Raw genomic sequence first — 26,909 nt, forward strand, 5'->3', positions numbered from 1 at the left:
ACAAAAACAGAACTTTCCCGATCCGGCGGCTGAAGCGCCGTGCTGTTACAGCATCCGCCGACAAAAAACGCCCCGCAAAATCGTTGCTGAAACGGCTGACGGAGCTTTCTTAAAATTTTCCGGATATCTGTCTGCATATGCTCTCATATGCCTGCCGGCGCGGGCCCGGCGGCTGCTTAATATGGTTTATACACTCTGTGCTTTTACCCCCCCCCGTATCATCCCGGCGGTCAAAATAGTAGGAAAAATAACTTTTTTTGAATTCCGCCGCCTTATTGCGCGGCACATAGATCGTCGCCCCATTATCCATCACAATCTCGCCGCGTTCCACCGAGACGATATGATCCATATTTAAAATATAGGAGCGGCCGCAGCGGCCAAACTGATAAAACCGCTCTAGGATTGCCCACAGCCCCGAAGCTGTCATACGGGCCCTGCACTCTTCCATTGCCAGGTAAAACACCTGATAATTTTTCTGCGATTCGCAGTAGATGATTTCCTGTAAATTGATTTGCCGGAATCCCCCCGCAACCTTGATGGTGATCTGGCTCTCCTTTATTCTGTGAATCTGCCCCAATGCCGAATCGATAGCGTGAAAAAAATGCTCCTGATCAAACGGCTTTACAAGATACTGAATCGCGTCCACCCCGTATGCTTTGAGCGCATGCTCCGTGGAGGTCGTGAGAAAAACGAGCGGCATATTTAAGCCCAGCCTTCTCAGCTCTTCCGCTGCCTCGATCCCGTTTTTCCCTGACATAAAGATATCGAGCAGCATCAGATCCGGCCTGTACTTCTCCTCCCTGACCCGCTTTAGCAGCTCTTCCGCACTCGTGAAACGTTCCGTTTGAAATGTTATATCCTGCTGCATCCTCTTCTGATAGCATGCCAGAAGCCCCTCAATCTGATCAAGCGCTCTCTCTTCATCGTCGCATAATGCTATAACGTACAATTCCTTCACATCCTCTGTCGTACTGGCGCGCCGCGGCGGATCGGGCTGCCCCTGCCGGCGCGGCGCGCGGATTTCAGGCTGACACACCATGCTGTCACTTTTCACCGCCAACGCAGTTCATATCATCCAGGCTGCAGCTCTTGTCATCCTCTCCGCTTAAGCAGTTCATGTCATTCAGCCCGCAGCTCTTCGCATCCTCTTCCCCCAGGCAGTTCATGTCGTTTAAACCGCAGGTCTTGTCCTGCGCATCGCTCATCCCGTTTAAGTTGCTCCAACCGGTCGCTTTTTTCGTTTCTCCCATTGTGAATCTCCTTTCCTGTCTTATGTACTCTCGGAATCTCGCTGTGCCTGATTTTGTGAGATGATTTTTTGTCAGATGTGCACAAATTTATGAGGCGTACGTGGAGCGTACGTTGATTAAATTTGGGTGCATCTGGCGGAAAATCAGCCGCAAAAGCAGGCGCAGAGAGATTCCGAGAGTACATTCTTTTAGCAGCCCGGGCCGGACGGGCATAATCGTCCCGGCGCGCGGGCTGCCATTCCTTTTTCCATGCATCATTCTGCGGCTTCTGTCACCTGGCGTCAAGGCAGAGCTGCGCCAGATCTTCGATGCTTCTGGGGCCGAGGAAAACGTCGCTGTCATTGACGATGAGCGCCGGCACCCGTTCGATGTGGTATGCATCCACCAGATCCGGGTACAGGCCGCCGTCGTACATCTCTGCCGTCACCGCCGGGTTGAGCATGGCAATCCTCTGGCAGGCAATCACCACGCCGGGGCAGTGATGGCAGGCCAGTGAGACACAGATTTTCAAATGAACCGGCCGCCTGATCTTCCCGATCTTTTTGACCGCGCCCTTTGAGAGCTCCTGTCCCGGCCCGGCCGCGTTATAGATGCCAAGCACAAAGGAGTTGATCTCCTTTCCGCCCGGAACGCCGTGAAAGGCCGCTCCGGTAAACGTCCCCCCTGTAAACAGGCCCGTGGCAGGCAGGCGCTTTATGTCCATAAACTCCTTAAGCTGCGCGGCGGCCTCGTCCGCCTCATACAGTTCGAGATGAACATGGGCGCCCAGAGCTGCGATCCCTTTCAGAAAGGACGCCATCTCGGCGGACTTAGGCTCTTTTACATCGAGCGCCGCCTTCAGCGTCACATCGCGGTTAAGCTTTTGGAAAACGCCCCGGATCGTTTCCCTTGTCTTTTCATCCAGCAGGGGGCTTTCCTGCGGAATCCCGTTCTGATCGATCATTGTCCCCTCCTATAAAAGCCCAACCAGATCAAGGCTCGGCGTCAGCGTCTCCTCTCCCGGTTTCCACTTTGCAGGACAAACCTGATCGCCGTGTTCCTCTACAAACTGAGCTGCCTGCACCTTTCTCAAAAGCTCCTCTGCATTCCGTCCAATCCCCATGTCGTGAATCTCATACGCCCGCACCTTTCCTTCCGGATTAAGGATAAAGGTTCCCCTGAGGGCCTGTCCGGCCGCTTCTTCCAGCACGCCGAACTGCCTGGCCAGAACGCCGGCCGGATCCCCCATCATCGTATAACGGATCCCGCGGATCGTGTCCGACGCGTCTGCCCACGCCTTGTGGACAAAGTGCGTGTCCTCTGAAACAGAATAAATCTGACAGCCCGCCGCCTCAAAATCCTCATAATAATCCTGCAGATCGCCGAGCTCGGTCGGACATACGAATGTAAAGTCAGCCGGGTAAAAGAACAAAACCGACCAGTGGCCCAGAAGATCGGCTTTGGTCACTTCTCTGAACCCGCCTTTGCAGTATGCCTGGACCTGGAAGTCCTCTACTTCTTTTCCAATCAAATTCCCCATGTCCTCCTCCTTTCTTCCAGCAGGTTTATTATACACGGGATGAGGGAAAAATACAATGGAACACGGGGAAAAATTGGATTCGTTAATGAGGGCCGCTGTTATTATTCACGTATTATTCACGGATAGTATTCTGCGAAGCGTGTTACTGTTCACGGACCGTGAACAGTAACGGGCAGCCACTTGAATTTTTTCCCCTATTCATGTATAATTTCCTAAAAAAGCAGGGGGCAGCGCGCCTCCTGGCATCCATATCCATCATGTGCTCCCGGTAATCCCGCCGCGACTGATTTTGTGAGATTCCGAAAGCACATCATACATTACAGGAGGAAACCATGAGCGCAGTGATACAGATCAGAACGATGAAGCTCGGGGAAGGCATCCCCAAAATCTGCATTCCCCTGACAGACAAAACGACAGAGGGCCTCGCACAGTCTCTCCGGGATTTAAACGGCGTCCCGTTTGATTTTGCCGAATGGCGCGCAGACTTTTTTGACGGAATAGAACAGCCCGGGAAACGCCTGGAGGCCCTGCGCTGCCTCAGGGACGGGCTGGGGGAGCATCCCCTGCTCTTTACGCTGCGCACCAGCGCGGAGATGGGCATGGCAAATATACACACGGACCAATATATGGCCATCAACCGCTCCGTGGTTGACAGCGGCCTGGCGGATATCATCGATATAGAGCTTTCACAGGGGGAGCAGGCATTTTGCACGCTCGTTCAATATGCTCATGAGGCAGACGTGCGCGTAATCGCCTCCTGCCACAACTTTTGCTCGACCCCGGACAGGGAAACCATCGTGGAAACCATGCGCCTCATGCAAAAGCTGGGCGCTGATGTGGCGAAATACGCCGTTATGCCAAAATGCAGCCGGGACGTACTGACGCTGCTTGACGCAACTCTCACGATGCGGGAAATATATCCCGAGACACCGGTGATCACCATGTCCATGGGCGCCCAGGGCGCGGTAAGCCGCGTCTGCGGAAGCATCTTTGGCTCCTGCGCAACCTTTGGGACAGCCGGAAAAGCGTCCGCCCCAGGCCAGCTTCCCGCCGCTGATCTCGCCCGCTTTTTAGAACTGTTACATCCGTCCCACTCATAACGCCAACGAATAAGTTTACGCAACGCTGTAATAGGTTGTTGAGGTTGTCCATGACAAGTTGAACAGACATAATAATGAGGCAGATATCCTCCTACGTCCGGCCGCTCAATCAGAACCCGGTTTAAAACCGCCTGTACCAGCGGAAAGGAAAAGAAAAAGATACCGATATAAGTGAAAACGCCTCCGCCAATCAACAGCATGTAGAGCCGATCCAGGCAGCTATTCCGTATTTTTGGAGCTTTTACGGCTATTCGGGGCGTATCATTTTTTAACAGGACAAAACAAAAAAACAGCATATAACCCCCTGTGCAAATACTTATAAAATTCTCCGTTTTGTTTCGCATAGCGCTCGTTTAGCGCACATTCAGCCATCCATTTTGATCTTCCATATTCTGTATACGGCCCTATCGGGCTCTCCGGGCCAATGACAATCCGTCTGCCTATCCTGTCACGTTCTGCATAGACACCGGCTGTGCTGATAAAAATAAACTGCTTTACCCCTACGGGGAACACGGGTATATCGGGACAGCCCGGCAGAGACAGAAACGCGCTCTAACACACGGCTGCGCCGAATGTATATATCGCCGAATTTCCATATTGACAAATCCACGCTTTCATGTTTTAATGGAGAAAAGAAAAAAAGGGGCCCGGACGGCGCGTTCGCGGATCTCTCATCGCTTGTCGAAGCGTAATTCAGACTATAGGGTTTGCTGTTTCTGATATAAACAGCGGATTCTATAGTTTTTTTTATGGAAATCTGAAGCGCCGTATCGTTCAGGCAATCCGGACGTCTGCTTTTTTCGCTGAGCCGCAGATGCGGCCGGAACGCCTGCCCCGGACGAACAAAAGGAGATTTTATCATGAATCAGACATTTATGAAAGAAAAACCGGTATTTCCGTTGCTGCTTTCTATGGGAATCCCCATGATCCTGTCCATGATGGCCAGTTCGCTCTACAATATCGTGGACAGCATCTTTGTCGCGCGCATCAGTGAAAATGCCATGACTGCCCTCTCCCTCGTATTTCCGCTGCAGAACCTGATCACAGCTATTGGCGTAGGCTTTTCGATTGGCACGAATTCTGTGATCGCGCGCCTGCTGGGCGCGGGCCGGACGAAGGAGGCCGGGGAAGCCGCCACGCAGGGGCTGTTATTAAGCCTGCTTCACGGAATCCTCATATGGCTCCTGGGATGGCTGGCTGTGTCCCATTTCCTCCACATGTTTACAGATGAGTCGCAGACGCTCCGCTTTGGCCTGCAGTACAGTATGATTGTATTCTGTTTTTCCCCTGTTGTCACAGCGGGCATCTCGTTTGAAAAGCTCTTTCAGGCAGTAGGGAGGATGGTGGTCTCCATGGCCTGTATGCTGATCGGCTGTATTGTGAATATCATCCTGGATCCGATCCTGATTTTCGGGCTGGGTCCGGCTCCGGCCATGGGAATCCGGGGCGCTGCGTGGGCTACCGGCATCGGCCAGGCCGTGACGCTGATAGTCTATATCCTCATTTACTGCATGCGCCCGGCCGATGCCCGGATTTCAGCCCGGTATCTGCGGCTTAACCGGGCGATCTGTCTTGATATGTACGCGGTAGGCACAGCCGCCACGCTGAACATGGCGCTTCCCTCTGTGCTGATCTCTGCCTTAAACGCCATTCTCGCCCCATTTTCACAGAGCTACGTCCTGGTTCTGGGGGCTTACTACAAGCTTCAGGCGCTCCTGTATCAGACAGCCAACGGCCTGGTCCAGGGCATGCGCCCGATCGTGGCTTATAATTACGGCGCTAAGGAGTATGAGCGGGTCGACGGCATTTATAAAAGTGCGCTCGCTGTAATTGCCTCAATGATGCTGGCCGGAACCATCCTGTGCCTGGCCATCCCGGGCCGGCTGATTGCGATGTTTACGGAAAATCCTGACACGGTGCGGATCGGAGCCGGAGCGCTTCGGATCATCTGCCTGGGCTTTATCGTATCCTCCGTTTCTGTGACCTCCTCCGGCGCCCTGGAGGGACTGGGAAAGGGCGGGCCTTCCTTTCTGATATCGTTGCTTCGCTATATCCTTGTGATCCTGCCCGGCGCCTTCGTGTTAAGCCGCTTTCTCGGTGCGAAGGGCGTATGGCACAGCTTCTGGATCACGGAATTTGCGGCGGCGGGCTGTTCATGGATTATTTTCCGGAAAGCCGGGCATACAAAGGAGACTCCTCCGGCTGCAAAAACGCAATGATGACGCAGTTTACAGCCCGGCAGGGTGGAAGCCATATCACAGATGTAAGAAACCAAAGAAATCCGTATGATGCATGTAACCGCTCCGGCTGCTGTTAAACCTATCTTTTTTTCTGCAGCCGCAAATTTCTGATAGACAGATACCATCCTCTGTTCTATAATAGACATGAAAATTAATATCTTTAAGGAGGAGAACCAAATGGACAGTTCATTCAATCTCGCCATGGGGGGCATATTTCTTGTGATTGCCCTGATCTTTGCCGGCGTTGCATTCGCCGTATTTTCCAAGTTTAAAAAACTGGGGAAACTCTTAAACCGCGCTCACTTAATGACCGCAAAGGCAGAGGGGACAATCTCAGAGCTCGTCACAGTACGCCGCCGCAACCGCACCTTCCGCTGGACAAATCAGTACCCCATCGTCTCTTATCAGGTAAATGGGAAGAGCTATACGACAGCCCTGACATTTGCCGAGGCCAGAAAGGGAAAATACCGCCTGGGCGGGAACTATACCGTTTACTATATTCCCAACGAGCCGGACTGCTGTATCGTGGATGAATTCCGCTCCAAGATGCAGTCCAGCCGCACGATGAACCTTGTCGGCGTGGTTATTCTTGCGATCCTGACCTTCAATATGCTGTTCGGCGCTCTGACCACGATGCTTGGTCTGGCATGACGGACATAATGTCATACATAAAGGCGGTACTTTGGCTTCAAAGTACCGCCCTTTTTATGCACAGACCCTTGCAGCGGAAACATACGCTTACGCTCTTAAAGCTCCAGCAGGCGATCGATGAGACGGTATCCGTCCCGTATGAATATACCGGCTGCTTTTGCATTTTTTTCACTGTACAAATACCCGCTCTTCTCCTGTTTGCGGCTGTCGTACAGAAGATACGGAACCGGATCCGACACGTGGGTACGGCAGCGGACGGGCGTGGGGTGATCCGGCAGGATCAGCAGGCGGTACGCCTCTCCTGATGCGTCCATCTCATCAGCCACGATGCGGATCAGCCTCTGATCCAGATAGCGGATGGCCTCCGCCTTCCGCTCGGCGCTTCCCTGATGGCCCATCTCGTCCGGCGCTTCCACATGGATGTAGGCAAAGTCCGCGCCGCCCTCCAAAAGAGCTTTTACCGCCGCCCGCGCCTTGCCCTCATAATTCGTGCGCAGGCCGCCGTTCGCGCCCGGAACCATTATATTTTTCATGCCGGCCCCCACGGCGATCCCCTTTAATAAGTCAACCGCCGAGATCATGACTCCCGTTTTCCCTGTCTTCTCATAGAAGGAGGACAGGGACGGGCGGGTGCCCGCGCCCCAGAACCAGATGGAATTGGCTTTCTTCTTTCCCTCCGCCGCCCGTTCCTCATTGAGCGGATGATGGTTTAAGATGTCAAAGCTTTTCTGCATCATATTTTGCAGAACCGGATCTGACGGGAGATATGCTCCGATCCGGCGGGTGAGGATGTCGTGGGGCGGCGTCAGCTCCATCACCTCCCCGCCTGCCCAGATCAGAAGATGGCGGTAGCTCGTACCGGTATAAAACCGGTATTCTTCTGTCTGGAACGCATCCTTTACCGCATCCAGGAGGACAGCCGCATCCTCTGTGGAAATCTCGTCTGAGCTGTGATCCAGAATAATCCGATCCTCATACACAGACTCCCCCTCTGACAGGGTGACAAGGTTGCAGCGCATGGCAATATCATCGTCCTTCATATCTACGCCGATACTCAGCGCCTCCAGCGGCGAGCGGCCTGTATAATAGCGTTTCGGATCATACCCCAGAACAGCCAGATTCGCCGTATCGCTGCCCGGCTTCATGCCCTCCGGAATCGTGGCGGCCAGCCCCAGCTCCGAGACGGGGGCCAGGCGGTCCATCACCGGAGTTTCGGCATATTCAAGGGGCGTTTTCCCGCCCAGGGCCTCAATGGGCTCGTCTGCCATACCGTCCCCCAGAATCACAATATACTTCATATCCATCCCCTCTTTTTACGCAACACTACAACAGACATCCAGGACGCCTTTTTAAGGCGTCCGATTATCCCACGCTCATGCCTTCTGAACGGTCAGGCGTTCCATACCGCCCATATAGGGGCGTAAAGGCTCCGGAATCCGCACAGACCCGTCAGCCTCAAGATTATTTTCCAGAAATGCGATCAGCATGCGGGGCGGGGCCACCACGGTATTGTTCAGCGTGTGGGCAAAATATTTCCCGTCCTCCCCGTTCACACGGATCTTTAAACGCCTTGCCTGCGCGTCGCCCAGATTCGAGCAGCTTCCCACCTCGAAATATTTCTTCTGTCTCGGGGACCACGCCTCCACGTCAACGGATTTTACCTTCAGATCCGCCAGATCGCCGGAGCAGCACTCCAGTGTGCGGACCGGGATGTCCAGGGAGCGGAACAGATCCACCGTGTTCTGCCACAGCTTATCAAACCACATGGGGCTGTCCTGCGGCTTGCAGACCACGATCATCTCCTGCTTTTCAAACTGATGGATGCGGTAAACGCCGCGCTCCTCAATGCCGTGCGCGCCTTTTTCCTTGCGGAAGCACGGGGAATAGCTCGTCAAAGTTTTCGGGAGCTCCGCCTCCGGGAGCACGGTATCAATGAATTTCCCGATCATGGAATGCTCGCTCGTGCCGATCAGGTACAGATCTTCCCCCTCGATCTTATACATCATGGCGTCCATCTCGGCAAAGCTCATCACCCCGGTCACCACGTTGCTGCGGATCATGAACGGGGGCACGCAGTACGTGAAGCCGCGGCCAATCATAAAGTCCCTCGCATAGGCGATCACGGCCGAATGAAGCCTGGCAATATCCCCCATCAGATAGTAGAAACCATTCCCGGCCACTTTCCGGGCGCTGTCGAGGTCAATACCGTTAAAGCGCTCCATAATATCCGTGTGGTAGGGGATTTCAAAATCCGGAACCGCCGGCTCCCCATACTTCTGAACCTCCACGTTCTCACTGTCATCCCGGCCGATGGGCACGCTGGGATCAATTATGTTGGGAATGCGCATCATGATCGATACAATCTTTTCTCCCAGCTCCTTTTCCTGCTCCTCCAGCCATGCAAGGCGCGCGGCGTTCTCCGCCACCTGCTTTTTAAGCGCCTCTGCCTCCTCTTTCTTTCCCTGGCCCATCAGCGAGCCGATCTGCTTGGCTATCTTATTTTTCCCGGCGCGCAGATCATCCGCTTCCTTTTTCACCGCCCGGTTCTTTACATCCAGCTCAATGACCTCATCCACCAGGCCAAGCTTGCTGTCCTGAAATTTATTCCTGATATTCTGCTTCACAGCCTCCGGATTTTCCCTGACAAACTTTAAATCTAACATATCTTCCTCCTGCCGCATTGTTTTCTTTTATTTCTTTGACGATTATACTACAGTTTTTTTTGGATGAAAAGCCCTAAAAATGGGCAGACCCGCTAAGAGGGGATGCGAAAGGGCCGCCGGAAGCGGGCGGTATATCCGGCGAAACCGCGCTCCCGCTCAAAGCTTCATCAAATACCCCAGGCACTCCTCCAGACAAAGCCCCTCCCGTTCCTCCGTCCCGAGCGCTTTTGACTTCTCCACACATTTGCGCGTAAATGCAGCCGCCCTTCTGACAGCCTCCTCCAGCTCCACGCCGCGCACCACGCTCGCGCCCAGCACGGCGGCGAAGATATCCCCTGTTCCGTGATAGCTTCCCTCCACATAATGCGCTGTCTGGAAGATCGGCTCCTTCCCTTTTTCATGGATCACATTCATGATCGAGTTTCCCTTGACCACCCCGGTCAGCACTACCGCGCCGGCTCCCAGCATCAAAAGCTTAAAGGTCAGATCCGAGAGACGCCTTCTGCTCCAGCCGTTCTCCTGCCAGGGCGTTTCGGTCAAAAGGCAAGCCTCGGTTAAGTTGGGGGTGATGATGTCCGCATATACAATCAGCTCCCGCATGGCGTCGCAGATCTCCTCATCGCAGATGCGGTAGCGCGTTCCGTGATCGCCCATGGTGGGATCCACCAGAAGCATGGTGTCCCTGCGTTTGAAATGCTGGATAAAATCCGTCACAATCTCCGCCTGGCGCGCGGATCCCAGGAATCCGGTCATAATGCCGTCCATCTCAAAGCCCAGCGTTTTCCACTCCCCGATGTAGGGCGTCATGCGATCCGTATAATCGTCAAAATAGCAGGACGGATAGCCTGCATGGTTGGACAGCACTGCCGTCACTACAGGACAGCACTGTACCTTTAACGCACTGATGACAGGAATAGCCGCTGTCAATGCACAGCGGCCATATCCTGCTATATCGCTTATAACAGCCAGTTTTTTACTCATTCCTCTAATCGTCTCCTCCACGTCCGGCTCCCGCGGCGGTCAGGCTCTCTTCGCCTGCAAAAGTCCGGCCTTTTTGAGCGCCGGGCGCGCTGCTCCATACGCCGCTACAGATACCACGGCGGACGCCGCTGCATTGATGGAGGTGGAGGCCAAGTTCCAGGCCAGCGTGAGCTCCGCGGCGGGCTTTCCGATCACCCACAGCTTATAGTAATATCCGATCAGCGGATCCGCAATGACGTTAAAGAGCAGCCCCAGCACAGCCGCCAGAACCGTAAATTTAAAAATATGCCCCGAATCGCGGCTCTCTGCGATCTTCCCGATCCGATGCGCCACAAAGCCGGTAATCAACCCGATACAAAGCTTGCAGATAAAGGTCTTTGGCGCGTAAACGACATAGACCGGATCAAGCAGATCCCCGATGGTCATGCCAATCGCTCCGCCTAACCCGCCGTAAACGCCTCCCATTAACAGAGCGCCGATCACGCAGACCGCATTCCCCAGATGAATAGAGGTAGCGTCTCCGCCCGGCAGGGTGATTTTAATCTGGCCATACGTAAATACCACATAGGACAGGGCGGCCAGAAGCCCAATCATAGAAACCTTATACGCCTTATTGGATGCTTGTGTCATGATGATCTCTCCTTTTTGCAAACTGGCGGTATCCCGGCGCTGCCCGTTTATATGGGACGGCGGCTGGTTTGATATCGTTTTCCTTCTTTGTTCTTTGATAAGCATCATCATAGCACAAATGTGTGCATGTAAAAACATACAGTTTTATAAAATTTTAGCGGGTCAGTTGTTTTGCAGCGGTTTATATGACTGGATAAGCAGATTGTTTCATGGCGCGCCATGCTTAATCGTGAGAGGGCCGCCCGAGTCAGGTTTTATATCCAACGGGACCTCGCTAAGCGCCGGCGGTTTTCTACGGGTTCCTTATGGATATAGAACCTGACTCGGGCTACATGATCGGCGGGCCATATGTATTTGACAGATCGCATTATATTGGATATATCGAGATAAAAAACTATACTCTGAAATCTTACGTTCATGGCATTCGTCCAGATATATGCCAACATCCTTAATTACGCCAGAAGCAAATGATATCGAGTGCGCACGGTAACTGCGCCGTATATCATCATATCCAATCAGCGATATGTACTAATCATGTGACTCCACACACAGCAGTACGCCGCGTTCAAGCTCCAGATACCCTTCCTCGCCGGCCAGCTCATTACTGATGCAGCGGCTTGTCCCCAGACAGATTGTCTTATGGTCCAGCGGATATTGAAATCCTTTCAGCGTCAGCCCCTCCACCGATTCCGTCATGGGCAGGAAGGAAATATACCTTCCATAGAGCTCCTTTTTCCTGAAATACGCCCGTTTACCCACCAGATACAGGCGGTTGCGCGGATCGTAGATGGAGACATCCATCCCGCGCCCGTAGAACTGGTACATTAACTGAATATTGCCGATCGCATGATCCATCCGCCCGCCCAGCGCGCCCAGGATGTCCGCCGCCGCACATCCGCTCCTCTCCGCTGCCAGAAGCGCCAGCTCGGTATCCGTCTCATCCTTTTGCGGGGAATGGATCTCAAAGCAGATTCCCGGATCGTTCCTGTATTCCTCCAGCACGTCCCCGGGAAGCGAGTCAAAATCCCCCACCGCCTCGTCCGGCGTAAGGCCCAGGGCCCTGACAGCCAGAAGTCCTGCATCCGCCGCCACAATCCGATCATAAGCGCGTCCCCTTAAAAACCGCTCAGCAAACGCCAGATCTATGCTGCCTCCTGTTACAATCAGGCACCGTTTCATGTCACGCTCCCTCTTTTTTCCTTAATCATATGCTTCAAAACCAATATCATTTTATTGCCGATAAAATACATTTGCTTTTCTCCGGGCGGAAACGGGGGGCCGTCGGATATAGAACCTGACTCGGGCGGCCCTTCCACAACAAACCGCAGCCTGCAAACATCCCGCTACGCCTCCCCCTCAAACTCCCGGAAGATCTCCTTAAACCGCCTCACATTCCCCGCCGCGTCCCCTCCAAACACCGCAGAGCCGGCCACAATCACATCCGCCCCGGCCTCCAGCGCCAGCCGCACATTGTCTGCCGTTATGCCTCCGTCCACCTCAATGCGCGGCGATAGGCCCAGAGAAGCGCACATGTCCTTCAGCGCCCGGATCTTATCCATCATCCCGGGTATCAGCTTCTGCCCTCCAAAGCCGGGATTAACTGTCATCACAAGCACCAGGTCAAGCTCTCCCAAAACCCAGCGCAGTACTTCCGGCGGAGTGGCCGGATTGAGGGCGGCGCCGGCCATCAGGCCCGCCTCCTTAATCTGGCGTATGGTCCGATCCAGGTGGCGGCAGGCTTCGGCGTGGACGCAGATCAGATCCGCCCCGGCGCGCTTCATGTCATCCACATAGCGCGACGGCTCCTCCACCATCATGTGGACGTCAAAGATCCGCTCCGTACAGCCCCGCACGCTCCCGATGAGAGGCATCCCAAAGGAAATGCTGGGCACAAAGGTTCCGTCCATCACATCAAGATGGATATAGTCCGCCCCGGCGCGGTCCACTGACTGAATCTGCTCCCCCAGCCTTTTAAAATCCGCTCCCAGAACAGACGGCGCTAACAAAATCATCCTCAGTACCTCCTCCTGTCCTTCAGCTCCTGGTACAGGAGCCTGTAATTCTCATATCGTTCCCGTCCTATTTTTCCTTCGCCCACGGCTGTCTTTACGCCGCACTCGCGCTCCCCTATGTGAACGCAGCCCAAAAAGCGGCAGTCCTCCTCCCACCCGGCAAATTCCGGAAAGCACGCCTTCAGCTCCTCCGGCATCAGATCTCCGATATACAGGGAGCTGAATCCCGGCGTGTCAACGATATAGGTATCCTGTTCCACAAAAAAGAGCTCCGAATGGCGCGTCGTGTGCTTTCCCCGGCGGATGCGGCTGCTGATCTCCCCGGTCTGCATGTCTGCTTCGGGCCAGAGCCAGTTGGTGATTGAGGATTTCCCCACCCCGGAGGGGCCGGCCAGCACTGTGGTCTTTCCCGTAAACAGCGCGCGCAGATCCTCAAGGCCTGATTCGGCCCGGATGCTGACAAAGCGCAGAGGGTAGCCCGCCGGCTCATAGAGAGCCGAAAGGCGCTTCGTCTCCTCCCCGCCCAGATCCGTTTTGTTAAAGCAGATCGCCGCCGGGATGTTCTGGCGCGCCATCATGACCAGAAACCGGTCCAGAAGGTTTAAATTCGGCGCGGGATCCGATACGGCGAACACCACGACCGCCTGATCCACATTCGCCACGGCCGGCCGGATCAGGCTGTTGGCGCGGGGAAGGATCGCATCGATATTCCCCTCCCCGGCCGCCTCGTCGAGAACCGTGATCTCCACGTCGTCCCCGACCAGGGGCTTTACCCCCCGGTTGCGGAAGACGCCCCTGGCCTTACACGCATACGTCCGGCTGATCCCGTCGTGGACGTAATAAAATCCTGCAATTCCTTTAACAATCTTTCCTCTCATGCGCCCTCAGCGATCCACCTCCAGAAATTCCAGCGGGTATGTCTTAAGAATCTTGTCATTCGTCAGATCCCACACCTCAAGCTCCCCTGTCAGCACTCCGGCCGCGCCCTCAATGTTATAATGGATCGGGATCGTGATATCCCCTGCCATCATACGCGGGGCCAGTATAACCGTGCTCTTGACCTGCCCGTTTACCACCTGCTTCATCAGGATGGAAACCTTGATTTCCGTATCCCCGGAGCTCGGCCCGAACAGCTCGCGGAGCTGGAAATCGTCATTCACGGCCGCCATAAACTTCGTCTCCCGGCCCGTGCTGACCGTGTAGCCCACGGCCGTCCCCTGGGGGGTTTCCGTCTTAGGCGCGATATCCTGACGGATGATCAGGCCCTTCGCCACCTCGGCGCTCCTCTCCTCCCGGCGCTCTCCGAGCTGCAGGCCGATGGTTTCCATGACGATCCGCGCGTTCTCCTCCGACATGCCCGTAATCTCCGGCATGGGGACAGACACAATCTCCGGGCCCGCGCTTACATAAAGCGTCACCTCTTCCCCGGGCACCGCCTTCTGCGGCTCATAACGCAGCACCTTTCCTGTCTCCACCGTATCGCTGTGCTCCTCCACGAGCGTCGCCCTGAGCCTCTGCGCTTCCAGAATCGCCTTCGCGGCCTCCCCGGTCTGCTCCTCAAGGGAAAGGTCCGTGAGATCCACCTTATTTGTGCCCTCGCCGATCGTCACCGCCACCTCGCTCATCTTGGAGACAACGGTTCCGCTCTCAATGCTCTGCCCGATCACGCGGCCCTTTTCTTCATCCCCGGATTCCGCGTATTCATAGCGGATCTTAAGCGATTCTTCCTCAAGCCTCGTCTTCGCCTGCTCCTCCGTAAGGCCCATCACATCCGGCACGCGGCACTGGGTGGAGGCAATGCCCTCCTCCGTGGATGATTCCACGGTCTCCGTGGACGGGCGTTTCTCCCCCGACGGCTTGTGAAAAATCCCGCCCAGCCTGACAAAAATCACCACGACCACTGCCACAATCAGAATCGCAGCTACCACCCCGATGGCCGCAAGCAGCCGCTCCATGCCGGGACTTGCCTCATCGCGCCGTTCCTTTCTCCTGGGGGCCGGCTCCGGCTCTCCGATCCAGACCGTCTCCTCCTTAAGCCTTGGCTCCTCCCGGCGCGCCGCCGGGTTCAGCACCTTGATATCCCAGTCCGTATCCGGCGTCTCGCGCCGCTGTACGCTGCGGGCCAGCTCCCGGCCGTCCGCGCCGCGGACCACGGTGGGCGAGGATTCGTCGATCTCCGGCTCCTTTTTCAGAAAATCGTCGTTGGGATCCACCAGCGCATGGCGCAGATCCGCGATCAGCTCATACGCGTCCTGATAACGCCGCTCCGGCCGTTTGGCCGTACATTTTAAGATAATTCGGTCCAGGCTCGGCGTCACCTCGCGGTTAAAGCGGCTGGGCGGAAAGACGGGATCCTCCAGATGGGCCAGGGCGATCGTCACCGTGTTCTCCCCGTCAAAGGGCGGCTGGCCGGTGGCCATCTCATACATCGTAATCCCCAGGGAGTACAGATCGCTCCGGGCGTCGCTGTAGCCGCCTTTGGCCTGCTCCGGGGAAATGTAATGCACGGATCCCACGGCCGTGGCTCCGACAGTCTGGGAGGACACGGCCCGGGCGATCCCGAAATCAGCCACTTTTACCTTCCCGTCCCGGGAGATCAGCATATTTTGGGGCTTGATATCCCGGTGAACGATGTGCTGGTCATGGGCCGCGGCAATGCCCTGCGCGACCTGAATGGCGATCCCGATGGTCTCCTTGACGCCCAGGCGGCCTTTTTTCAGAATGTAGCTCTTCAGCGTGATCCCCTCGATCAGCTCCATGACGATAAAGTGCAGATCTTCCTCGTCCACCACGTCGAACACGCTGACAATATTCGGATGCGAAAGCCCCGCCGCGGCCTGGGCCTCCATCTTGAATTTACTGACAAAATTGGAATCCTGGCAGAATTCCTCCTTTAACACCTTAATGGCCACCAGGCGGTTCAGCTTATGGCATTTTGCCTGATACACCTCAGACATGCCCCCCGTCCCGATCAGGGAGAGGATTTCATAGCGCTCCTGCAAATAAGTTCCAGGCTTCAGCATCATCTTTCCCTCACCTCGCTTATCTGGGGATCCACAAGAATAACGGCAATATTATCCCTTCCCCCGTTCTGGTTCGCCAGCGCGATCAATGCCTTGGCTTTCATCTGCAGTGTTTCAGGCATTAAAACGAGGCGGAAAATCGCGGAATTATCCACCATATTCGTCAGACCGTCCGAACACAGGAGAAGGTACTCCCCCCCGGATAACGGCTCCTCGAAAAAATCGATGCGGATCTTCCGCCCGATCCCCATTGCCCGCGTTATGATATTCTTCTGCTCTTTATAGGCCCTGCTGCCCCGCTCCATCTGTCCTCTGGACACCATCTCCTCCACAAAGGAGTGATCCCTTGTGATCTGGCGTATGCCGGTTCCCCGGATCGTATAGAGGCGGCTGTCCCCCACATTCGCCACATAGAGCACGCCGCCCGCCACCGTGGCGGCCACCAGCGTGCTTCCCATCCCGGCCAGATCCGGCTTCGCACAGGCCAGCTCAAACAGCTCTGTGTTGACGTCCTCAATCGCCTGGCGGAGGACAGGCACCGGCTGCTCCGCCGCCAGGCTGCTGCTCTCGATGTGCTTCACAAGATGGCCGACCAGGTAGCGCGATGCAAAATCGCCGGCCTGATGGCCGCCCATGCCGTCCGCCACGATAAACAGGTTCGCAAGGGGTCCCACCGGCTCCGTACTCGCATACAGGAAATCCTGATTGACCGGGCGCACGCGTCCCGTGTCCGTTACTGCGCATGCCTTCATTCGCTGCGCCCTCCTTCCCCACCGCCCTCGTCCGGCGTTTTCACGGAGTCGATATAGCGTCTCCTTAGCTGGCCGCACGCGCCGTCGATATCGCGCCCCAGCTCCCGGCGGATCGTCGCGTTCACGCCGCTTTTTTCAAGGCAGCCCTGAAACGCCTCCACAGACCGGCGGTCTGACTGAACATAGTCCCGTTCCCTTACCGGATTGACCGGGATCAAGTTGACGTGGCCGCGCTGTCCCTTTAAGAGAGCGGCCAGGGCCCTGGCGTCGGAAAGGCGGTCGTTTACACCCTTTACCAGGCTGTATTCAAACGTCACGCGGCGTCCCGTCTTTTCAAAATAGAAGCGGCATGCCTCAAGGACATCCGAAAGGGCGTAGGTCTTCGCGATGGGCATAAGCGTTTTCCGCGTCGCGTCATCCGGCGCGTGCAGGGACAGCGCCAGCGTGACCGAAAGCTTTTCTTCGGCCAGACGCCGGATCGCAGGCGCGACGCCGCATGTGGAAACCGTGATATTCCTCTGGCCAAGGCGGAGACCGCCCTCTCCGCTTATGATCCGTATAAAACGGAGAAGGCTGTCATAGTTGTCAAGCGGTTCCCCGGAGCCCATCACCACTACATGGGAAACGCGCTCCCCGGTCATGGCCTGGATCCGGTAAACCTGGTCAAGCATCTCGGAGGCGCGCAGGTTCCGCTCCAGTCCGTCCAGCGTCGAGGCGCAGAACGTACACCCCATCCGGCACCCGACCTGGGAGGAAATGCACACGGAATTGCCGTACGAATACCGCATCAGCACGCTCTCAATCACATGGCCGTCCTCCAGGGCGAAGAGGTATTTCCTCGTCCCGTCAAACTTTGAAACCTTCTCGCAGACAGGCTTTAAGGATACATAAAGGAACTGCTCAAAAAGCTTCCTTCTGAGCTCTTTTGAAAGGCTCGTCATCTCGTCAAACGAGCCGGCCAGCTTTTCATGCATCCACTGGTATAGCTGCCTGGCGCGGAACGGCTTTTCCCCCAGCTCCCGCATAGCCGTCTCCAGCTCCGTCAGCGTAAATGATTTAATATCCCTTCGTTCCATACCCCTTTTTACTCCTGTGTATGTTCGTACTGCCCGTTCAGACAGCCAGAGCGGCCCTGCGTCTCATCACCGCAATAAAAAAACCGTCGCACGGATGCGTCCCGGGGAGAAGCTGCACATAGCCCTCCCGCAGGCTTTCCTGCGTAAAGTCCTCCCCGAGCCTTTCGCGGATGTCCGCCGGCTCAAAGGGATGATTCTCCAGAAACCAGCTCCGGTTCTCCTGATTTTCCCTCCTGCTGATGGTGCAGGTGCTGTAGACAAGCGTCCCGCCCGGCTTTACATAGCGCCAGGCCACGTCCAGAATCTCCCGCTGCAGCGCCGCCAGCTCCCGGATCCGCTCCGGCGAGGCGTGATACTTGATATCCGGCTTGCGGCCGATGATCCCAAGCCCGGAGCAGGGCAGATCCGCGATCACCACATCGGCGCGGCCCTCCCACTCCGGGTCAAAACACAGGGCGTCCCACTCCCCGGCCTGTATATTGGCAAAACCGCTGCGCCGGATCGTGTCCTCAATCAGGCTCACCTTGCCCTCCGTTAGATCCCGGCACACCACCAGCCCGCTTCCCTTAAGATGATCCGCCGCGCAGACGCTCTTTCCGCCCGGCGCGCCGCAGACATCAAGCACCGTGTCGCCCTCCTTAAAGCCTGCCGCCTCCCCGGCCAGGGCGGAGCTCAAATCCTGAATCTGGATCCATCCCTTCTGAAACGCCTCCAGCGCCTCCGGATAGTCCACTCCGGACAGGGAAAAGACGCCTGCGCCCATATCGCGCGCCGTCACGCCCTGGCCCGCAAGGGAAGTAAGAACCGCCTGCGCAGAAGCCCGGCTGCGGTTGCAGCGGACCATCAGCGGACGTCCCTCAAGGAAGCTCTCACACAGCCTCACAGCCTCACAGCCTCCGAGCTCCTCCTCCCACATCGCAAAGATCCAGGCAGGCATGGAATACTTATAGCACGGCTCTTCAAAGGAAAGCTTCTCCTTATCCCTGGAAACCGCGCGCAGAACGCCGTTCACAAAGCCGGAAAGCCCGCGAAAGCCCCTGCGGCCCGCGAGCTTTACCGCCTCGTTGCACACGGCAAAATCCGGGACCCGGTCCAGATAAAGGATCTGGTACGCCGACATCCGCAGGATCGTGCGGATCGCTGGCTTCATCTTTTCGGTCTTTACTTTCGAGTACAGATTTAATATATGGTCAATGGTCAGCCGGTATTCCACGGTTCCGTGAACCATGCGCTTGATCAGCGAGCGATCCGGTTTTTCGAGATATTGGTATTTGTCCAGGGCCTTTGCGAGGATCACATGGCAGTGCCGGTTTTCCTCCAGAATCTCCGTCAGGGCCTCAAAAACGATCTCCCGCACAAGCGGCCCCTTAGTCATCTCTTCTTCCTCCGAACAGGATCACCAGGCGCAAAAGCTGTAAGATCGACCCGGCCGCCGCCGCCACATACGTGAGGGCCGCCGCGCCCAGCACCTGCTTCGTATAACCCACCTCCTGGCCCTTTAAGATCCCCATGGAATCCAGCAGGCGCACCGCGCGCGCGGAAGCGTTAAACTCCACGGGAAGCGTCACGAGCTGAAAGAGCACGGACAGGGAAAATAAGAGAATTCCAATCATCACCAGCGGCGAGCCGAGGCCCCCGATGAGGACGCCGAAAATAATCACCGGCCAGGAAATCGTCGCCCCGATATTGACAGCCGGCACAATCGCAGCCCTGAGCCGCAGCGGGACATATTCCATGTTGTCCTGAATCGCATGGCCGCACTCATGGGCAGCCACGCCGATCGCCGCCACCGATGTGGAGCCGTACACCGCGTCCGACAAGTTCACGGTCTTTGTCCTCGGATCATAGTGATCCGTCAGCTTTCCGGCCACATGGCGGACCTGCACATCGTAAATTCCCTGGGAATTTAAAAGGCGCTTCGCCGCCTCGGCCCCTGTAAGGCCCGTCATGCTGCGCACCTGCGAAAACTTCGCGTAGGTGCTGTTCACCTTCGCGGAAGCCGCCATAGAAAGAACCACGCCGATCAAAACAAGAAAAATCGTGGGATCAAACATTCTGTATCCGTAACCGTACATAAAATCTCCTTTCGCCAAAAACGTTACTCTAACGTTTCCCCCGCCTTCACGGGATACCCTCTGAGAAATGCATCGGTGGGCATGCGTTTTTTGCCCTCAAGCTGCAGCTCATAGACCGCGAGAAGCCCGTTCCCGGTCTGGACCAGAAAACGATCCTCTTCCACGGACACGATCTCCCCGGGCCGCCCTTTCCTCTCCTCCTTCTGGATCACTACGTCAGCGTCCCAGAATTTTAACGTTTTCCCCTTATAAGACGCGTAGGCGCTGGGCCATGGGTTCAGGCCGCGGATCAGGCGCTCGATCTCCTCCGCCCCCCGGCTCCAGTCCACCCTGCCCATCGCCTTATCAAGCATCTTGGCATAGGAGCTCTTCTCCTGCGCCTGCTTTGTATGGGTAATGCTCCCGTCCTCCACCTTCTGAAGCGTGGACAGGATAAGCTCTCCCCCGGCCGCGCTCAGCTTCTCAAAAAGGCTGCCGCCTGTCTCCTTTACGCGCAGCTCCACTTCCATGGTTTCCATGATATCCCCGGTATCCAGCCCGGCGTCCATCTGCATGGTCGTAACGCCGCTGACCTCCTCGCCGTTTATCACCGCCCACTGGATCGGCGCGGCGCCGCGGTACTTCGGGAGCAGCGAGGCGTGGATGTTGATGCAGCCATAGCGGGGGAGCGTGAGGACCGTCTCCGGCAGGATCTGGCCAAAAGCCGCTACCACAATGGCGTCCGGTGAAATCGCCTCAAGGCTCTTTAAAAATGCCTCGTCCTTTTTGATCCGCTCCGGCTGCAGGACAGGTATGCCATGCTTAAGCGCCGTTTCCTTGACCGGGGACATGACGAGCGACTTTCCCCGGCCCCTGGGACGGTCCGGCTGGGTCACAACCGCCGCCACCTCATGCCCTCCCCCAAGAAGCGCCTTAAGCGCCGGCACGGCGAAATCCGGGGTTCCCATAAAAACAAGCTTCATTTCCTCTAATCCTCCTCTGTCTGCACGTCCTCCAGCGGTCCCTCCGCGAATTCCACATACAGATGTCCTTTTAAATGGTCGCATTCATGGCAGATCGCGCGGGCTAAGTATTCCGTGGCGTCCAGCGTAAACTCCTTCATGTTCTCGTCAAAGGCCCTTACCTTTACATTCGCAGGGCGCGTCACGGTTCCGCTCTTTCCCGGCACGCTAAGGCACGCCTCGGAGCCGCTCTGGCTGCCGCTGACCTCCAGGATCTCGGGATTGATCAGCACATACTGCTTCCCGTCCTCCACATCGATCACAATAATCTGGCGCAGAATCCCCACCTGGGGAGCCGCCAGCCCCACGCCGTTCGCCTCGTACATGGTTTCAAACATATCCTCTATCAATTCCGCCGTGCGCGGAGTCATCTCCTTCACCGGCTTGCACTCTTTTGTCAGAATTTCATCTCCAATAGTTCTGATTGATCGGATTGCCATCTCATCTTCCCTCTCTTTTAAGAAATAGTATAACGGTCACGAAATATCGTATTGGACCGCCACCGTCCGGAAGACCTCGTTTCCGGAGGCCAGGGTTTCCAAAATTCCCCTGATTCTATCAAGTATATCACATTTTCCACTCTTTATATATAAAATTTTTCTATATATATCATTAACTTTATAAACCGGGGCATGAACCGGGCCGATAAACTGCGCGTTCTCCCGCTGCGCCCCGTCTTTTTCAAACTCCCGCAAAAGCACATCCCTAGCCAGATCCGCGGCCGCCCCCAGAGTTCCCGGAGAGGCGCTGGAAAAAAGGACGGCCTGCATCCGGCACAGCGGCGGGTAATTCATGGCCCGGCGGTAAGCGAGCTCCTGGCTAAAAAACGCCTCGTAATCCTGAGAGGCCGCGCAGCGGATCGCGTAGTGATCCGGCTGATAGGTCTGGAACACCACCGCCCCGGCCGTCTCGCCCCGGCCGGCCCGGCCGGCGGCCTGCGTCAGGAGCTGGAAGGTGCGCTCGCTGCAGCGGTAATCCGGCGTATTCAGCGACAGATCCGCGGCCATGACGCCCACCAGTGTCACGCGGCCGAAATCATGCCCTTTCACGATCATCTGCGTCCCGATTAGGATATCCGCCTCATGGGCCGAAAACGCCGCGAGGATCGCCTCATGTCCTCCCTTTCTGGCCGTGGTGTCCGCGTCCATGCGCAGGATCCGGCTGCCCGGGAATTCCTTTTTCGCAAGCTCCTCCAGCTTCTGCGTCCCCGCCCCGAAGCCGGCCAGGTACGGCGAGCCGCAGGACGGGCATTTTTCCATCAGGGGGACGCTGTACCCGCAGTAATGGCACTCCAGGCGGCTTTTTCCGTGCAGAGTCAGCGAAACGTCGCAGTGCGGGCAGCGCACCGGCTCCCCGCAGGATCGGCAGGAAACGAAATTGGAATACCCGCGGCGGTTGATAAAGAGCATGATCTGCTCCTGCTTTGCCAGGCGGTCCTCGATAAGCTCCCGCAGGCGGCGGCTGAACATGCTCTTGTTCCCCTCCCGCAGCTCCGCGCGCAGATCCACGATCTCCACCGCTGGAAGACGCCTGCCTGACACCGCCCGCCGCGTTAGGACGAGCAGCCGGCTCTCCCCCAAAAGGGCTTCCTGGTACGCCTCCATGGACGGCGTGGCCGATCCGAGGATCAGGGAGGCCCCGCTGTCCATGGCCCGCCTTTTGGCCGCCTCGCGGGCGTGGTAGCGGGGCGTCGTCTCGCTTTTATAGGCCCCCTCGTGCTCCTCGTCCATGATGATAAGGCCCAGTCGCTCAAAGGGCGCAAACAGAGCCGAGCGCGGCCCGATCATGACCGAAACCCGGCCCTCCTCAGCCCGCTTCCACTGGTCAAAGCGCTCCCCGTCCGAAAGCCTTGAATTTAAGATCGCGATCCGGTCGCCAAAACGGCGGTAAAAGCGCATCACGGTCTGGTACGTGAGGGAGATCTCCGGAATGAGCACAATCACCTGCTTTCCCTGCGCCAGCACGTGCTCCATGCACTCCATATACACCTCGGTCTTCCCGCTGCCCGTGATCCCGTGCAGCAGGTAGACGCCGCGCGCCCCCGCGTCATAGTCCGCTGTAAAACGGCCCGCCGCGCGCGCCTGCTCCTCATTTAATACCGCCTTTTGCCCCCAAGCCCCCGCGCCCCGGACCGGGCTCCTGTCCTCCTCCTCGGACCGCACCGCGAGCGCCCCCTGTTCCACAAGGGGGCGGATCGTGGAAGCCGTAATCTTAAGCCTTTTGGCCGCGGCCTCCATCGACAGCTCCGGCGTCCCCAAAAAGGCTGATAAAAGGCGCTTCCGGGCCTTATAGCCTTTTTTCCCCGCCTCCCCGATCGCCGCGCGCAGGGCGGGGCCGTCGAGAAGGCAGACAAGCGTCCGCTTTTCCTTTGCCTTTATGGCCTGCTTCACAGGCAGCACGGTCTTTAACGCCTGGTTCATGGTGCAGCCGTACGTCCGTTTCATCCACCATGCAAGCTTTATCAACTGGGATCGGACCGGCGTGCTGCCGGGCGCAAGCCCGCTTATCTCCTTGATCCGCCCCACATCGTATTCCGGCGTGCTGCCAATCCCCACCACATACCCTGTCCGCATGCCGTTTCCTTTTCCAAAGGGGATCCGCACACGGACGCCGATCTCTATCTGCCCTTTAAGCGCCCCGGGGATCCGGTACTGGAACGGCTTATCCACCTTTTCATGGGAAATGTCAATGATGATGTCCGCAAATTCGTACGTTCCGGTATCCATCCTACCTCTTTTCCTTAAAACGCGCGGCCGCGGCCCCCAGGCCCATGCTGTGCGAGCCCTTAAATAAAACCGTGTCGCCTTCCTGCAAAAGGCCCTCCAGATAGCAAAGCAGCGCGTCCATTTCCCCCTCTTTAAAGCATTTCGTGTGGACGCCCTGCCCCGCGCGCGCCATCCGGCTTACGCAATTCCCCGCATCAGCGTCCCGCGCCGGATCCGCGCCGGATCCGATTCCGGCCGGAGGCGCCTCCGCAGCAGCAGCCGCGATCTCCGCCGCCAGCTCCCCGTACGTGATCAGCTCCTCCACGGGCTGATTCTGCAAAAAAATGCCGATCTCCCTGTGGAAACGCGGCGCGTCCGGGCCCAGCTCCTTCATATCCGCCAGCACGGCGATCCGTCTTCCGCCCTCAAAGGATGACAGCACCCGGAGCCCGGCTTTCATCGAATCCGGGCTCGCGTTATACGTATCGTCGATCACCGTAACGCCGCCCGCGGTTTCCACCTGCTGACGCCCCTCAAAGCCGGTAAAACGCGAAAGGCCCGCCGCCGCCTGTTCCGGGGAGACGCCGAACGAATCGGCAACGGCCAGGGCCGCCAGGGCGTTGGAAATATTGTGCTCCCCCATCACGCCCAGGCGCACCGGCGTCCTGGCGCTTCCATGGGCCAGGATAAACGAAGCAAAGCCGCCCTCCGAGCGGATCTCCTCCGCCCGGTAATCCGCATCCGGCCCGGTCCCATATGTGATCACGCGCAGATCCTCCCTGATCCGCGCCGTTTTCAGCAGATCATTATCCGCATTCAGGAACACGGCCCCTCCGGGCTTCATCCCGTCCTGAATGTGAAGCTTTTCCTCGAGAATACGCTCGCGGGAGCCCAGATTTTCGATGTGCGTCACGCCGATATTCGTAAACACTGCCGCATCCACGGCCGCGAGCCGCGCGATCACCTCCATCTCGCCCGGCTCGCTCATGCCGAGCTCCAGCACGCCGATCTCATCGTCCCTCCCGATCTCGGAGATGGTGATGGGAACGCCTACCTGGCTGTTATGGTTGGCCGGGGTCTTAAAGGTGCGGAAGGCCGCCGAAAGCGCGGCCGCCGTCATTTCACGCGTCGTCGTCTTGCCCACGCTGCCCGTGATCCCAACCAGAGGGATACAAAGCCGCCGCCGGATGTACGCGCCGATCGCCTGCAGCGCCGCCTTTGTATCCTCAACCCGTATAAGCGCCCCCGTAAAGCCCTTTGGCGCCGTCTCATGCCTTGAGGTAAGCGCCGCAGCCGCGCCGTTCTCCATGGCCTGGCCGATAAAACGGTGCGCGTCGTTTTTCTCCCCGATCAGGGGGACAAACAAATCGTCCCCCCTCATAGCCCTGGAATCAATACTGATATGGCGAAGCGGCGTAAGGCTGTCCCCACACAAAAGACTCCCTCTCGCTGCCTGCGCGATTTCCTTTACCCTGATCTCCATCGTTCCTCCTTTAAAGCCCCAGCCGGGCCGCCGCCTCCCTGACGACGCTCCGATCCAAAAACGGATAGCGCACGCCCCGGATCTCCTGATAATCTTCATGCCCTTTTCCGATAATGGCAATCATATCCCCCTCCTGCGCGTGGGCGAGGCTGTACTCAATCGCCTCCCGGCGGTCCGGAATCTCCAGATACGCGCCGTCCGTCCGCGAAAGGCCGGTCTTAATGTCCGCTAAAATATCCTCCACATTCTCAAACCGGGAATTATCAGCTGTGATGATACACAGATCCGCCAGTCTCCCGCCGATCTCCCCCATAGAATACCGCCGATCCTTTGCCCGGTTGCCGCCGCAGCCAAAGACACAGACCAGGCGCTTCGGACGGTAATCGCGCAGCGTCATAAGAAGGCTCTCCATGCTGACCGCATTGTGCGCATAATCCACGATCACCGTACATTTGGGCGAACGGTGCACAATCTCCATGCGGCCGTCCACCTGTATGTGCTCCAGCGCGTGGCGGACACGCTCCTTATCAAGCCCCAGATGGCTGCAGACCCCGGCCGCTGCCAGCGCGTTATACACATTAAAACGCCCCGGCACATTGACCCGCAGGGCGAGATCCCACATGCCCTTCATCCGAAACTCCACTCCCACAAAATCATGCTCTCTTATGTAGCGGATCCCCTCCGCCCAGGCATCCGCCTCCTGTTCCAGGGAAAACGTCTCGATCCGCGCCGCCGCCCCCTGCGCAATATCCGCAAAATGTCCGTCGTCCCGGTTCACGAGGCAGACCGCGCTGTGCTGTAAAAGCTGTTTTTTATAGTGCAGATACTCCTCAAAGCTGGCGTGCTCATTGGGCCCGATATGGTCATTGGAAATATTCAAAAAGACAGCGTAATCAAAGAAAATCCCGTCCACCCGATGCATCAGATAGCTCTGGGAGGACACCTCCATCACCACATACTTACATCCGGCGTCCGCCATCTTCGCAAAATACTCCTGCAGGATGTACGACTCCGGCGTCGTGTTGTCCGTCTTAAAACGTTCCTCCCCGATCATCGCGCCATTCGTCCCGATCAGCCCCGTCTTCCCGCCGCAGGCTTCCAGGATGGACTTGATCATGTAAGTCGTCGTCGTCTTTCCCTTTGTCCCTGTCACGCCGATCATCGTCATCCGCTTCACCGGACAGCCAAAGCGCGCGGCCGACAAAAGCGCCAGGGCATTCCGCCCGTTTTCAACCCGGAGAACGGTGACGGTCTTGGGGGCCTCTACTTCTTTCTCTGTGACAAGGACGCGGCAGCCGGCTTCAATCACGTCCGGGATAAAGCGATGGGAATCCACATTTGCTCCGCGCATGCAGACGAATACGGCGCCGGGGGCGGCTTTTCTGGAATCGTAGACGACTTCGTTTACTTCTTCAGAGAGGGAGCCCTGTAATAAGGCGTAATTTAATTCCTTGGTCCAATCCTTGAGTTTCATAGCATTTCCTCCTGTTTATGGGGTGGGATGGGGGTCTTGGGGGCTGGCCGGGGGGATCGTGAAGGGGCCACCTGGAACCGGCAGCGAATCCGACGGAACCCCGCTCTCGCTCAGTGAAAAGCGCAGCGGACACTAAGCCCTTTAAAGACCTCGCTAAGTGCCGGCGGTTTGGGGTGGGTTCCTTACGGATTTCCTGCCGGTTCCAGGCTACGCTGTTGGCCGGCCGGGGTTGGGAATGTATCCCGTTTTGAGTTCTGTATTGGCAATGTGATTT

At 57.0% G+C, this 26,909-nt stretch carries 25 protein-coding genes; 3 read left to right on the top strand and 22 right to left on the bottom strand.

The features are described 5' to 3' along the window. Positions 1-109 precede the first annotated feature (109 nt). From NFS31_RS05120 to ahpC, 4 genes are all read right to left on the bottom strand, one after another. Positions 110-1,054, bottom strand: coding sequence for a LytR/AlgR family response regulator transcription factor (locus NFS31_RS05120; protein ID WP_251492458.1), 945 nt, complete (start codon positions 1,052-1,054; stop codon positions 110-112). Further along, positions 1,044-1,250, bottom strand: coding sequence for a hypothetical protein (locus NFS31_RS05125; RefSeq protein WP_251492293.1), 207 nt, complete (start codon positions 1,248-1,250; stop codon positions 1,044-1,046). Before NFS31_RS05125 ends, NFS31_RS05120 begins: the two co-directional genes overlap by 11 nt. Positions 1,251-1,521: 271 nt before the next feature. Continuing rightward, positions 1,522-2,193, bottom strand: coding sequence for a thioredoxin family protein (locus tag NFS31_RS05130; protein WP_251492295.1), 672 nt, complete (start codon positions 2,191-2,193; stop codon positions 1,522-1,524). Between the two features lie 9 nt (positions 2,194-2,202). Next, a complete protein-coding gene (gene ahpC, locus NFS31_RS05135) occupies positions 2,203-2,769 on the bottom strand; it encodes an alkyl hydroperoxide reductase subunit C (protein ID WP_251492297.1) in 567 nt (188 codons plus the stop codon). 332 nt (positions 2,770-3,101) lie between these two features. Between ahpC and aroD the strand changes: the two genes are divergently transcribed. Beyond that, positions 3,102-3,869, top strand: a complete 768-nt coding sequence (gene aroD / locus NFS31_RS05140) for a type I 3-dehydroquinate dehydratase (protein ID WP_251492301.1) — start codon at positions 3,102-3,104, stop codon at positions 3,867-3,869. Positions 3,870-4,130: 261 nt separating this feature from the next. Here the strand turns inward: aroD and NFS31_RS28210 are convergent, their stop codons facing one another. After that, positions 4,131-4,382, bottom strand: a complete 252-nt coding sequence (locus NFS31_RS28210; protein WP_416389427.1) for an NAD-dependent epimerase/dehydratase family protein — start codon at positions 4,380-4,382, stop codon at positions 4,131-4,133. A gap of 347 nt (positions 4,383-4,729) precedes the next feature. Between NFS31_RS28210 and NFS31_RS05145 the strand changes: the two genes are divergently transcribed. Continuing rightward, a complete protein-coding gene (locus tag NFS31_RS05145) occupies positions 4,730-6,088 on the top strand; it encodes an MATE family efflux transporter (RefSeq protein WP_251492303.1) in 1,359 nt (452 codons plus the stop codon). Positions 6,089-6,286: 198 nt separating this feature from the next. After that, positions 6,287-6,760 carry a DUF3592 domain-containing protein gene (locus NFS31_RS05150; RefSeq protein ID WP_251492305.1) on the top strand — a complete coding sequence of 158 codons (474 nt, stop codon included), beginning with the start codon at positions 6,287-6,289 and terminating at the stop codon, positions 6,758-6,760. A 95-nt stretch (positions 6,761-6,855) separates the two neighbouring features. Here NFS31_RS05150 and NFS31_RS05155 read toward each other — a convergent pair whose 3' ends face one another. From NFS31_RS05155 to NFS31_RS05235, 17 genes are all read right to left on the bottom strand, one after another. After that, positions 6,856-8,058: a cofactor-independent phosphoglycerate mutase gene (locus NFS31_RS05155; protein ID WP_251492307.1), complete on the bottom strand. Its 1,203-nt coding sequence runs from the start codon at positions 8,056-8,058 to the stop codon at positions 6,856-6,858. Positions 8,059-8,133: 75 nt separating this feature from the next. Next, positions 8,134-9,423, bottom strand: coding sequence for a serine--tRNA ligase (serS, locus tag NFS31_RS05160; RefSeq protein WP_251492309.1), 1,290 nt, complete (start codon positions 9,421-9,423; stop codon positions 8,134-8,136). Positions 9,424-9,579: 156 nt separating this feature from the next. After that, positions 9,580-10,404, bottom strand: a complete 825-nt coding sequence (locus NFS31_RS05165) for a pyridoxamine kinase (RefSeq protein ID WP_251492312.1) — start codon at positions 10,402-10,404, stop codon at positions 9,580-9,582. Between the two features lie 39 nt (positions 10,405-10,443). Then, positions 10,444-11,034 carry an ECF transporter S component gene (locus NFS31_RS05170; RefSeq protein ID WP_251492314.1) on the bottom strand — a complete coding sequence of 197 codons (591 nt, stop codon included), beginning with the start codon at positions 11,032-11,034 and terminating at the stop codon, positions 10,444-10,446. Positions 11,035-11,562: 528 nt separating this feature from the next. Continuing rightward, positions 11,563-12,213, bottom strand: coding sequence for a thiamine diphosphokinase (locus NFS31_RS05175; protein WP_251492316.1), 651 nt, complete (start codon positions 12,211-12,213; stop codon positions 11,563-11,565). Between the two features lie 164 nt (positions 12,214-12,377). Next, positions 12,378-13,046 carry a ribulose-phosphate 3-epimerase gene (gene rpe / locus NFS31_RS05180; RefSeq protein ID WP_251492318.1) on the bottom strand — a complete coding sequence of 223 codons (669 nt, stop codon included), beginning with the start codon at positions 13,044-13,046 and terminating at the stop codon, positions 12,378-12,380. A gap of 2 nt (positions 13,047-13,048) precedes the next feature. Beyond that, positions 13,049-13,924, bottom strand: a complete 876-nt coding sequence (gene rsgA / locus NFS31_RS05185) for a ribosome small subunit-dependent GTPase A (protein ID WP_251492320.1) — start codon at positions 13,922-13,924, stop codon at positions 13,049-13,051. Between the two features lie 6 nt (positions 13,925-13,930). Then, positions 13,931-16,072, bottom strand: a complete 2,142-nt coding sequence (gene pknB, locus NFS31_RS05190; RefSeq protein WP_251492322.1) for a Stk1 family PASTA domain-containing Ser/Thr kinase — start codon at positions 16,070-16,072, stop codon at positions 13,931-13,933. Beyond that, a complete protein-coding gene (locus NFS31_RS05195) occupies positions 16,069-16,821 on the bottom strand; it encodes a Stp1/IreP family PP2C-type Ser/Thr phosphatase (RefSeq protein WP_251492324.1) in 753 nt (250 codons plus the stop codon). Before NFS31_RS05195 ends, pknB begins: the two co-directional genes overlap by 4 nt. Continuing rightward, positions 16,818-17,897: a dual-specificity RNA methyltransferase RlmN gene (rlmN, locus tag NFS31_RS05200; protein WP_251492326.1), complete on the bottom strand. Its 1,080-nt coding sequence runs from the start codon at positions 17,895-17,897 to the stop codon at positions 16,818-16,820. Before rlmN ends, NFS31_RS05195 begins: the two co-directional genes overlap by 4 nt. A gap of 37 nt (positions 17,898-17,934) precedes the next feature. Continuing rightward, positions 17,935-19,272, bottom strand: a complete 1,338-nt coding sequence (rsmB, locus tag NFS31_RS05205) for a 16S rRNA (cytosine(967)-C(5))-methyltransferase RsmB (RefSeq protein WP_251492328.1) — start codon at positions 19,270-19,272, stop codon at positions 17,935-17,937. Then, positions 19,265-19,972 (bottom strand): zinc metallopeptidase, encoded by a 708-nt coding sequence (locus NFS31_RS05210; protein WP_251492330.1) that lies wholly within the window; start codon positions 19,970-19,972, stop codon positions 19,265-19,267. Before NFS31_RS05210 ends, rsmB begins: the two co-directional genes overlap by 8 nt. Positions 19,973-19,995: 23 nt before the next feature. Next, complete coding sequence (gene fmt, locus NFS31_RS05215) at positions 19,996-20,934, bottom strand: methionyl-tRNA formyltransferase (protein WP_251492332.1); 939 nt, start codon at positions 20,932-20,934, stop codon at positions 19,996-19,998. Positions 20,935-20,939: 5 nt separating this feature from the next. Further along, complete coding sequence (gene def / locus NFS31_RS05220; protein WP_251492334.1) at positions 20,940-21,413, bottom strand: peptide deformylase; 474 nt, start codon at positions 21,411-21,413, stop codon at positions 20,940-20,942. 36 nt (positions 21,414-21,449) lie between these two features. Further along, positions 21,450-23,699, bottom strand: a complete 2,250-nt coding sequence (priA, locus tag NFS31_RS05225) for a replication restart helicase PriA (RefSeq protein ID WP_251492336.1) — start codon at positions 23,697-23,699, stop codon at positions 21,450-21,452. Position 23,700: 1 nt separating this feature from the next. After that, entirely contained in the window at positions 23,701-25,161 is a 1,461-nt protein-coding gene (locus NFS31_RS05230) for a UDP-N-acetylmuramoyl-tripeptide--D-alanyl-D-alanine ligase (RefSeq protein ID WP_251492459.1), read from the bottom strand. Between the two features lie 10 nt (positions 25,162-25,171). After that, positions 25,172-26,635: a UDP-N-acetylmuramoyl-L-alanyl-D-glutamate--2,6-diaminopimelate ligase gene (locus NFS31_RS05235; RefSeq protein ID WP_251492338.1), complete on the bottom strand. Its 1,464-nt coding sequence runs from the start codon at positions 26,633-26,635 to the stop codon at positions 25,172-25,174. Positions 26,636-26,909: the final 274 nt, after the last annotated feature.

The organism is Otoolea muris (assembly GCF_943193115.1).
GTDB lineage: Bacteria > Bacillota > Clostridia > Lachnospirales > Lachnospiraceae > Otoolea > Otoolea muris.

Bases quoted from the DNA above. Each gene is read 5' to 3' on its own strand.
- ahpC (WP_251492297.1), bottom strand. From the start codon at position 2,769: ATGGGGAATTTGATTGGAAAAGAAGTAGAGGACTTCCAGGTCCAGGCA.
- pknB (WP_251492322.1), bottom strand. From the start codon at position 16,072: ATGATGCTGAAGCCTGGAACTTATTTGCAGGAGCGCTATGAAATCCTC.
- NFS31_RS05130 (WP_251492295.1), bottom strand. From the start codon at position 2,193: ATGATCGATCAGAACGGGATTCCGCAGGAAAGCCCCCTGCTGGATGAA.
- fmt (WP_251492332.1), bottom strand. From the start codon at position 20,934: ATGAAGCTTGTTTTTATGGGAACCCCGGATTTCGCCGTGCCGGCGCTT.
- NFS31_RS05235 (WP_251492338.1), bottom strand. From the start codon at position 26,635: ATGAAACTCAAGGATTGGACCAAGGAATTAAATTACGCCTTATTACAG.
- NFS31_RS05125 (WP_251492293.1), bottom strand. From the start codon at position 1,250: ATGGGAGAAACGAAAAAAGCGACCGGTTGGAGCAACTTAAACGGGATG.
- rsgA (WP_251492320.1), bottom strand. From the start codon at position 13,924: ATGAGAGGAAAGATTGTTAAAGGAATTGCAGGATTTTATTACGTCCAC.
- NFS31_RS05145 (WP_251492303.1), top strand. From the start codon at position 4,730: ATGAATCAGACATTTATGAAAGAAAAACCGGTATTTCCGTTGCTGCTT.
- priA (WP_251492336.1), bottom strand. From the start codon at position 23,699: ATGGATACCGGAACGTACGAATTTGCGGACATCATCATTGACATTTCC.
- NFS31_RS05210 (WP_251492330.1), bottom strand. From the start codon at position 19,972: ATGTACGGTTACGGATACAGAATGTTTGATCCCACGATTTTTCTTGTT.
- def (WP_251492334.1), bottom strand. From the start codon at position 21,413: ATGGCAATCCGATCAATCAGAACTATTGGAGATGAAATTCTGACAAAA.
- NFS31_RS05165 (WP_251492312.1), bottom strand. From the start codon at position 10,404: ATGAGTAAAAAACTGGCTGTTATAAGCGATATAGCAGGATATGGCCGC.
- NFS31_RS05170 (WP_251492314.1), bottom strand. From the start codon at position 11,034: ATGACACAAGCATCCAATAAGGCGTATAAGGTTTCTATGATTGGGCTT.
- NFS31_RS05195 (WP_251492324.1), bottom strand. From the start codon at position 16,821: ATGAAGGCATGCGCAGTAACGGACACGGGACGCGTGCGCCCGGTCAAT.
- NFS31_RS05175 (WP_251492316.1), bottom strand. From the start codon at position 12,213: ATGAAACGGTGCCTGATTGTAACAGGAGGCAGCATAGATCTGGCGTTT.
- NFS31_RS05150 (WP_251492305.1), top strand. From the start codon at position 6,287: ATGGACAGTTCATTCAATCTCGCCATGGGGGGCATATTTCTTGTGATT.
- rpe (WP_251492318.1), bottom strand. From the start codon at position 13,046: ATGATTTTGTTAGCGCCGTCTGTTCTGGGAGCGGATTTTAAAAGGCTG.
- serS (WP_251492309.1), bottom strand. From the start codon at position 9,423: ATGTTAGATTTAAAGTTTGTCAGGGAAAATCCGGAGGCTGTGAAGCAG.
- NFS31_RS05230 (WP_251492459.1), bottom strand. From the start codon at position 25,161: ATGGAGATCAGGGTAAAGGAAATCGCGCAGGCAGCGAGAGGGAGTCTT.
- NFS31_RS05155 (WP_251492307.1), bottom strand. From the start codon at position 8,058: ATGAAGTATATTGTGATTCTGGGGGACGGTATGGCAGACGAGCCCATT.
- rlmN (WP_251492326.1), bottom strand. From the start codon at position 17,897: ATGGAACGAAGGGATATTAAATCATTTACGCTGACGGAGCTGGAGACG.
- rsmB (WP_251492328.1), bottom strand. From the start codon at position 19,272: ATGACTAAGGGGCCGCTTGTGCGGGAGATCGTTTTTGAGGCCCTGACG.
- aroD (WP_251492301.1), top strand. From the start codon at position 3,102: ATGAGCGCAGTGATACAGATCAGAACGATGAAGCTCGGGGAAGGCATC.